We start from the raw sequence: 8,963 nt of genomic DNA, 5'->3' as shown, positions 1-8,963 counted from the left end.
GCCGGCGTGCCAGTCGGCGGTGTGCAGCAGCTTCATGTGGGCAAGTGTAAGCGGGCTGGGCCGACGGCGGGGTGGCCCGGGGCGACCGCCGGCGTCAGTGCAGCAGCCCGCCGACCTCCTCGTCGCTGACGCGCGCGTCGCGCTCCTCGGCGCGCGTGGCCCAGGCCGGGAACGGGAAGGTGACGAGCACCGGGGTGGGCACGTCGGGTTGGTGGAGCACCATGGTGCCGGGCGCGAGGATGGTGGTGCGGGAGCGCGTCGAGGCGGGCATGTAGCGGTACTCGGGGCGTTCCGCCTCGGCGGCGTCGAGGCGCCCGGCCACCCGCACGGCGGCGTTCCCCACCACGCGGCGCTCCACCTCGCTGGCCGTCTGCTGGGCGCCGATCAGGATGACCCCGAGGCTCCTGCCGCGCTCGGCGATGTCGAGAAGCACGTCCTTGATGGGGCTCGCGCCCTCGGCGGGCGCGTACTTGTTCAGCTCGTCGAGTACCACGAACAGCTTGCCGCGGTGCCCGCGCTCCTTGGCCTCGAACAGCCCGCGCAGCGTCACGCCCACCACGAACATCTGAGCGAGCGGCGCCAACTGGTGGATGTCGACGACGTGAACCTGCCGCTGCGAGCCGAGCACGTCGAGGCGGGCGGCGCCGGCCGCCTTGGCGCCGAGGTCGCCGCGCACCAGGCGCGAGAGGTGCTTCTGGGCGCCGCGCAGGCGCCGCACGAACGCCTCGCGCGTGCCGCGGTTCTGGCGGGCCGTCCAGGCGGGGTCGCCACCCCTGTCGCCGCCGCGCTCGGCGTCGGCCGGTTCGGCGTCCTGGTCGAGGAGCTTGTACTGCAGGTAGTCGACGAGGTCGCCGAAGCGTTCGAGCCGGTGCCCGGCCGCGGCGGCGCCAAGGCCGTCCCACGACAGGCCGTCCTCCTCGCCCAGGCGCCTGGCTCCCGCCTCGACGCGCGCGCGGACGCTGCCGGGCTCGGGGGGCGGCTCGTAGTCGGGCACCACGAGCGCCGCGCCGGGGAAGCCGCCGCGCGCCTCGTCCTTCTGGCGCCTGGCGAGCTGGAAGAGGCGCTCCTCGACGTGCTGCAGGAGGAACTCGAGCTGAGACATGCTGCTCACGTCGGCGAAGGCGAAGCCGAGCATGCGTTGGTGGCAGAACTCGAACAGCGTCCACACGTAGGGCGTCACGCCGGAGCGTCCCTGGACGTCGGCCACGAGGCGGTCGCCGGGGGTGTCCTGTGGCGGCGCGTATAGGGCGCAGCTCGCGAACGGCCCGGCGGGTAGGCCGAGGGTCTGGTAGCGGTCGCGCGTGGCGCCGTTGCGGCTCATCCAGGCGGCCTCCTCCGCCTCGAGGCGGCGGTTGGGCTCGTCGATGAACAGGAGGTCCTCGCCCTTGACGTTGAACACGAGCGCGCGCGCCGAGGCCGGGTCGGTGAGGAGCGGCGCGCCGCCGCGGCCGGCGGTGTCGTGGAACAGGGCGTAGAGGAGGAAGAGGGCGTAGCTCGTCTTGGTGGCCACGCCGGAGATGCCGGAGATGTTGACGTGGGCGCCGCGCGTGCCGTCGACGAAGTCGAGGTTGAGGTAGGCGGGGTCGCCGCTGCGTAGCAACCCGGCCCCTAGGCGGGACGTCATGCCGTCGACGTAGAGGGCCTTCTCGAGGGCGGCGCCGGTGGCCGGCCAGACGGCGTCGCCCGGCGCGGGCGGCAGGAACTCCTCGGGTTCGAGGCGCGTGACGAGCACGTGAGCGGCGTAGCTCTCGTCTGCGGGCATGAGCCCTTCGGCCACCAGGTTCGTGTCGCCCTCGAACTGGAGGCCCTCGTGGCGGCGCCGCACCTGATCGACGACGCCGTAGAAGGTGACGCCGCGCTCCGCGCTCGTGGGGTCGGCGGTGCGCACGGTGACGACGTCGTCGAGCCTCACCTTGTGACCGGGCTGCACGAGGAACCAGAAGGCGACGGGGGTGGCGTCCTCCGTGCCGAGGACGCGGCCGAGCGGCGTGGGTGCGCCGCTCACGCCGCGCCGCTCCCCGCGGCCAGGGCCACCTCGAGGCGGCGCCGCAGCAGCTGGGGGTTGCCCAGCCGGCGCCTGAGCGTCTCCTCGAGCGCCCTGACGGGCAGGAGCTGCTGCGGCGCGCGCGGGTCCTGGTGGGCGCGCGTCGCGAAGCGGCCCAGGTTGGCGGCGCTCCAGTCGGCCACGGCCTTGGCGGCGGCCAGCAGCTCGTGGGGTCGCTCGCCCGCGTGCGCCTGCAGGCGCACGCTGCCGGCGAGGGAGTGGAGCCAGGGCCTCGGGTCGCGCAGCCGCAGGTACCACTCGAAGCGCGCCTGCGGGCCGCTGCCCACCAGGTAGACGGGGGAGCGCTCCCCCGCCTCGAGCGCGCGCACCACGCGGAACGCCGCCAGGGGGAGGCGTTGCTGCTGCACGGTCTTGACGTAGCCCACCACGCGCTCGTCGGGTCCGACGTAGGGGCGCGGCCCGTCGCAGACGAGGAGGGGGGCGTCCCCGGCGGTCGTTCGGCCCTGCGCCGCCAGGCGGGCGCGCAGCTCGCCCACCAGCCTGACCTCGGCGGCGCGCATGCGGCGTTGGAGCTCGAGGGTGGGGGCCTGGTGGTCGTCGCCGGGGCACGCCACCACGCGGTAGGTGGCGGCGCCGGCCGCGCCCGCGCCGACAAGGAGGTCTGGGAGGTCGACGCTCGCAGCCGCGACGGCGCACCACCGTTCGGTGATGGGGCCGGCGCACAGGGCGGCGGGGGCGCTGCCGTCTGGGGCGCACTCGACGGCGCCAACGGCGCAGCTACCGATGGCGGCGAAGCGTTGGCCGTCGGCCGTGTCGAGCACGGCGCGCGCCTCGACGCGCCTGATGCCGTCGAGGAACCAGACGCGCGACACGGCGGCGGGCGCGGTGGGCGTCAGGCCGCGCCACTCCGCCAGCGGGAGCTCAACGCTCACGGCGGCCTCGTCGAGCGCCTCGGCGCCACCCGTGTCGTCGTCGTGTGGACCGTCGTCCTGCCACGAGGCGCCGTGGGTGACGCTCCACGGCTCCAGCCGCAGCTGCGCGCCGCCGCGGCCTGGGGGCGCCCTCACTGGGGCTGGAGCCGCAGGGTGCCGAGGCTCCCCTTCTCCGCGTCTGCCCTGCTGATCCGCATGGGGATCATGTCGCCGCGCTGCCAGCGCTCAAGGTAGTCGCGGTAGCGGCCCGACAGCAGGTTGCCCGACTGGCCGGTGCCGTGGATGAACCAGCCGCCGGCACCGGCGAGGTCGTAGACGGCGCGGTAACCGGGCCCGTGGCTCTGGTCGAAGGAGCCGAACTCGAGGCCGTAGCCGGCCGCGTCGACGGTGAAGGCGTCACCGCCGTTGCCGATGGCGAGGTTGGCGAAGCGCGCCAGCGGGGTGGCGCCGAGTATGGCGTGCTCGTAGACGGCGCGGTGGGCCTTGCCCCAGCTCCACTTGCTGGTGTCGTCGCCGAAGGCGGCCACCAGCTCGCGCCACGCCGCGTCGAGCGCCAGCGCCGCCATCTGCTCGCACGTCTCGATGCCGGGCGTGCGGGTGTCGTCGCACCAGTCGGGTTCGCCCGCGAGGATGGCGCGCGTGAGTTCGGGCCGCAGCGCGAAGAAGCGCTGCGCCATGGAGCCGAGGTCGTCGACGTAGAGGGAGTAGGCGAACTGCCGGTACCAGGCCGCGAACGCGAGCGGCGCCTTGCCGCTCTCGTCCATGGTGCCGTCGAAGCCGACCAGCAGTGCCTGCAGGCGCTTGGCGCCGTCCGTCTGCGCGGGCGCGGCCAGCGCCAGCGGCGCGAACTCGCGCGCCATGAGGGAGACCTTGTCGAGCTGCGTGGCCACCGAGTAGTCGACGGTGGCGCGCGCCTGCGCGTCGAGGAGGGCGCCTATGCGCTCGGCGCGGTAGGGGGCGCTCCAGTCGGCGGTGAGGTAGTGGGGGTAGTCGTCGGGAACTATGCGTTGGTTGGCCGTGACCAGCCGGCCGCTGGCGGGCCGCACCACGTGCGGCAGCTCGTCGAACGGCACCGTGCCCACCCAGTCGCCCTCCCCCGTCCAGCCGCGCGACGGGACGGCGCCCGTGCCGGAGGCGCGGATGGGCACCCGGGCGGGGGCGTAGAAGGCCACCACGCCGTCGACGTCGGCGTACACGATGTTCTGCATGGGCGCCACGAAGAGCTCGAGGGCCGACTCGAACTCGTCCCAGCTCCTGGCCGTGTTCATGCCGAGGACGGCCTCGATGGTGCGGTCGCCGGGCGCGAGGGCGGTCCAGGAGAAGGCCAGCACGACGTCCGACCCGCCGAGGGGGCCGGTGGCGACCTCGAGCGAACGCGCGTCGGCGTCGGAGATGACGGGGCCGTGGCGCGTGGCGCGGACCTCGATGACCTCGTCGGCCTGACCCTTGACGGCGATGACCTCGCGCCGCCGCGTGAACGCCTCCGAGCCGCCGGGCGTCAGGTACCTCCCCGGGTCGGTCGGGTCGAGCCGCTCGAGGAAGAGGTCCTGGACGTCGGTCCCGGTGTTGGTGAAGCCCCAGGCGTGATGATCGGTGCGCCCGAGCAGCACGGCCGGGGTGCCGGGGAGCGAGGCCCCTATCACGTCGATGCCGGGCGCGACCAGGTGCGCGAAGTACCAGAGCGAGGGGGCCTGCAGGCCGAGGTGAGGGTCGTTGGCGAGGATGGGTTTGCCGGTGGCCGTGGCGCTGCCCGCCAAGACCCAGTTGTTGGAGCCGTAACCGTCGGGCTTGGCGGGGCCGGCCAGCTCGAGGAGCCCCTCTAGGTCGAGGCTCGAAAGGTCGGCCGCCAGGTCCGGCGGCACAACGACGGTGCCGGCGTCGTCGAAGCCGGGCCACAGGGTCGAGATCATGGTGGCCAGGTCGGTGGGCGCCAGTTGCTTGGCGAGTTGCGCGCGCAAGAGCTCGTCGCCCCAGTTGTCGCCGAGGTCCCAGGCCATCATCTTGGCCCACACGAGGACGTCGACGGCCTCGAAGGCCTCTGGTTCGAAGCCGAGCAGCAAGAACTCGGCGGGCAGGGCGCCCTTGCGCTGCGCCAGGTAGGCGTTTACGCCAGCCACGTAGGCGTCGATCAGGGCGCGGGCTTCTGCCGACAACGCGGCCAGGCCGCTCTCCGCCGCCTGCTTGACGCCGAGGGTGCGGATGAAGCGGTCCGTGCTGAGCGTGGCGGACCCGATGACCTCCGACAGCCGCCCGCTGCCAACGCGGCGCTGGAACTCCATCTGCCACAGCCTGTCTTGGGCGTGAACGAAGCCGAGGCCAAACACGGCGTCGGCGTGGCTGCCAGCGTAGATGTGGGGTATGCCGTCCGCGTCACGCACGATCTCGATGGCGCCGGTGGGACCGGTGACGGTCACCTCACCCTTAACGCGCGGCAGCGACGTCCGCAGGTAGACGAAGCCCGCGGCGAGCGCGACGACCACCAGGAGCAGCAGGACCAGGACTACGCGACCCAACGTTCTCACGACCACGACCTCGAGACGGGGGGCGCGGCGCACGGCGCGTGCGGCGAGGCGCGAACGGCCGAAAGCGAGAGGTGCCCCCTGAGAGCAGTGGGGTCATCTTAGCCGAGGGAGGCGCCGGGGCCCGGGGGGGCTGGGGGTTGTGGGTTCCTCGTGGTTGGTGGTGACGTCGACGGTGGGAGATTGGTGGGGGTCAATATGCAGCATCATCGTCCAATCCTCGCGAAAGTCCTTTCTAGTTCTACAGCAGGAAGCCAAGTACGACTGGCCCACGATGTTCAAGTGGACCTGGAAGGCGCGCATATGGCTACTGGCCTTGGCGGATGGACCTATTCAATTGCTCAACCGTCCCAGATTCTGCATCTGAAAGCACCCAGAAGTCGCTTTCACATTGTCCCACGCTCGCCTCTAGACCTCTAGCGCCTGGCTTCGATTGCTCACCCGTGCGAGGGCTGAGCCAAAATGCAACGTTGCCATTTGCCTAGGAGGTTGGCGCGCCACGGCAGTTCCGTGACACAATGCCGTCAACTATTGAGTTGTCCAAAATCGTGAAGCTTGGTGGGCAGAGCAGGTGCAATCGGGTTACCCGCCTCTGCAGCCAACTTCCTCAGATTTGCATTAAAGGGAACTGCGTGACCACCATGGGCTGGCGATCCCGAGTTCAAAAGCGACTTTCTACCCTCCCCACCCGCACCCTTCTCGTTACCAGTCGCGAAAGCGGCATTGAGTTGGTGGGCACCACCGTCCGCCTGAACAGTCTTCCCACCATTGTCCTCTGGTTCAACCCTGAAGCCGGCGCACAGGAATCGTTATCGTCCATTGTTCAATCGATCGCAGGCGGGCTCGGGACGGGCCTAGGGCGGGACCTTGTTACGTTCGATGAGGCCATCAACGCCTTAAGAGAGTATCAAGCGCATATTGGCCCGGTAGGACTCATACTGGGATGGCCTGAATACGCGCTTGAGTACTGCCACAGCCTTGCGCTTGCGTTGGATTCCGAGAGTCGCCTACTAGTTATCTCTGGTAGTGAAGTAGGGAAACTATCTGAGTTCCAGTTGACCTCTGTTGATCCCGACTTCCTAAGACTTACCGCAGAAGAGGCCGTGGACGAGGCGGCTAACAGGATTGGTATCGGCGCAGCGTTACAGGCGCTTGAGGATTGCGGTGGCAATTATCAGGAGTTCTGCATGCGTGTGTACGCAACCCAGAGACATGCAAGCGCAGAACCCGCGCAGCGGGCGACTGCGGCCTCACCTCCGGCTCATTCAAGTGCACCCAGCCTAATAATCGACTCGCTTCTGGGCAGGGGCATGTGGGTCCAGGCGCTTGAATGGGCCTGCATGTCGGCACCTGAGCGGCTGCTCGAGGTAGTGGATCGTGCTGGCGACGCACTATTCAACCTGGGAGAACATGCGTATTTCTTGGGTAGACTTGATGCACTACCCAACGACGTTCGCAATCACGCTGACATTTTATTCTGGCGGTTTGCCGCAGCTTGCGCGATTGGACAGCACAGCACGCTGATGCCTGAAGTCGTCAGGGTTCTCGAGAAGGATGCTGCCCCGCGACTGCGTGCAATTGCGGCGCTTGCGGTACCTTCGAAAGACACCCTCTCGGAGACTAGCAAGGCTCTATCAGCGTTGGAGTCCCCAGTTACCCTTCGCTCACACGGTTATGCGCTTGGCTTTCATGGGGATAGGGAGACGCCCCTCTTGATGTTTGAGGAAGCTATGCGGTTGGCGGACCTTGCTGGGGCCGATCACTTAGTGGTTGCGTGTGGCATCGACATTGCGCAGATGGAGCTTACTCGCGGCCGATACTTCGAATCGCAAGGATGGGCGAGGTGGGCGCTGTCGGAAGTCGACAGGCGCCGAGTACGCGACCTCCCAAGGCGGCTCTCAGCGATCGCCACCCTAGCGTTTGCGAGTATACTCGTCGGCGACCTAGGCACCGCCCAAGAGTCTTTGGCTGAGGCCTCAGTCGGGGATATCGTCGCTGGAGTCCCGGGGCTCGAGTTACTGACGTCAAGCAAGGGGGACCTCCACTTCCTACTTGACGAGTACGATGCCGCTGAGAAACTGTACAGAGCGCAGTTCAACGAAGCACCTAGAGGGTTTGCTGCACATACCGCCGTTGACCTAATTTGCCTGGCGCTTGCCCAGGGTAAGATCCTAGAGGCAGAAAAGTTAGCAGGAATCGCTTATGCATTGAGCCGCACTGGCTCACACCAGGAGGAAGCACTCGGACTATTGACTCGCGGCATCGTGCTTTCGTGGAAGGCCAGCAGCGCAGCCGAGGAAGTGCTGTCCGAAGCCCATCGGAAGCTAGCAATGATTGGGCAAGCATTTCACGTTGCTCGTGCAGCGATTTGGATCGCCATTAGCCGGCTTAACCTGCGTGATGTGGCAGGTGCGCGCAGCATACTCTTGCAGAATAGGCAGTTTCTTCACGCGCTCGGGCATACCGGCTGGAAGCTACTGGCGGCCAATCACCCTCGTCTTGAAGAATTGCGAGGCCTTTACGAGGCTAGTACAAACCACATTCAGCTGCGGCTTCTTGGGTCTCGCTACATGCAAACGCAGGATGGCCAATTCCAGCTTTCCATGAGAAACTCAGAGATATTAGCTCTCCTCGCGGCCAATCCAAGCGGACTTACTGCAGAGAAGTTGCATGCTCTCCAATATGGCGATGCCGGTGATGCCAACAGGACAAAGGTCGCAGTATCAAGGCTCCGAAAGCAACTACCCATCTCAGCTTCGCCCTATCGGCTGGAGACGCTATTCGACGCAGACTTTATCCAGGTTCTTAGTAACCTTGAATCGGGCAATGTTCAGGACGCTTTGGATCTCTACAAGGGCCCCCTCCTTGCGGACTCAGATGCGCCCGAAGTAGTAAGGTTGCGGTGGCACATTGAGGAGTCACTCAAGCAGGCAGTTCTGCGCTCCGGGGACCCCGACGCGATGATTGAGTTGGGAACGTTGCTCGAGGACGATATTGAGATTTGGCTAGCAGTACGCGCAATCTTGCCTCAAGCCGACTTTCGACAAGCTGCGGTCACGGCAAGAATCAGACGTATCCGGGCAGAGTGGAACAGCCCGTAGCACGGCACATTGGTCGGGCACAGCTCGCGTTTGCGTCGGCTGCCTGGCTCTTTGCCACTGTCGACATCAACGAAACCGTGCCAAGAGTAGCAGGCCTGCTCTAGTCTGAAGTTCCGGTTGGTGGGGTGGTAGTTCTCTCGTCCTGCACGTGAAATGCGGGATCCTCGGGGTGCGGGGGGATGTCTACACGCTGATGCTGGTCAGCAGGTCGAGTGCTTTCTGTTGGGTGGCGTTGGGACTCGTGGTCACGGGGAACGTCACTCCCGTGGCGGGGTGCTTGCAGGTGTTCTGGGTGATGGTCGCCAGGTGCTCCAGTAGGCCCTTGAAGGTGCGGGCGGGCGTACCGTCAGGCCACAAGATCTTGAAGACCCTCGCCAACATGCCCGACTCTCTTGCACTCTTCTGG

5 protein-coding genes are annotated in these 8,963 nt (G+C 67.5%); 1 reads left to right on the top strand and 4 read right to left on the bottom strand.

Translation table 11 applies throughout. The features are described from left to right. Positions 1-94 precede the first annotated feature (94 nt). Genes H3C53_12340 through H3C53_12330 form a run of 3 tightly spaced genes read right to left on the bottom strand, consistent with a single transcriptional unit; the run spans position 95 to position 5,450 of the window. Entirely contained in the window at positions 95-2,005 is a 1,911-nt protein-coding gene (locus H3C53_12340) for an ATP-binding protein (GenBank protein MBW7917453.1), read from the bottom strand. Next, positions 2,002-3,072 carry a hypothetical protein gene (locus H3C53_12335; GenBank protein ID MBW7917452.1) on the bottom strand — a complete coding sequence of 357 codons (1,071 nt, stop codon included), beginning with the start codon at positions 3,070-3,072 and terminating at the stop codon, positions 2,002-2,004. The genes H3C53_12340 and H3C53_12335 overlap by 4 nt, the downstream gene beginning before the upstream one ends. Beyond that, positions 3,069-5,450 (bottom strand): penicillin acylase family protein, encoded by a 2,382-nt coding sequence (locus H3C53_12330; GenBank protein MBW7917451.1) that lies wholly within the window; start codon positions 5,448-5,450, stop codon positions 3,069-3,071. Before H3C53_12330 ends, H3C53_12335 begins: the two co-directional genes overlap by 4 nt. Positions 5,451-6,187: 737 nt before the next feature. On the opposite strand from H3C53_12330, the gene H3C53_12325 reads away from it, so the two are divergent. Next, positions 6,188-8,557 (top strand): helix-turn-helix domain-containing protein, encoded by a 2,370-nt coding sequence (locus H3C53_12325; protein ID MBW7917450.1) that lies wholly within the window; start codon positions 6,188-6,190, stop codon positions 8,555-8,557. Between the two features lie 183 nt (positions 8,558-8,740). Here the strand turns inward: H3C53_12325 and H3C53_12320 are convergent, their stop codons facing one another. After that, positions 8,741-8,938, bottom strand: coding sequence for a hypothetical protein (locus tag H3C53_12320; protein ID MBW7917449.1), 198 nt, complete (start codon positions 8,936-8,938; stop codon positions 8,741-8,743). Positions 8,939-8,963: the final 25 nt, after the last annotated feature.

It is taken from the genome of Trueperaceae bacterium, assembly GCA_019454765.1.
In the GTDB taxonomy this organism is placed as follows: domain Bacteria; phylum Deinococcota; class Deinococci; order Deinococcales; family Trueperaceae; genus JAAYYF01.
The sequence above is the reverse complement of the archived record's forward strand: the minus strand, read 5'-3'. Positions and strand labels throughout refer to the sequence as shown.

What these genes read in the sequence shown, in the direction of transcription:
- H3C53_12320 (MBW7917449.1), bottom strand. Translation starts at nt 8,938, where the DNA reads ATGTTGGCGAGGGTCTTCAAGATCTTGTGGCCTGACGGTACGCCCGCC.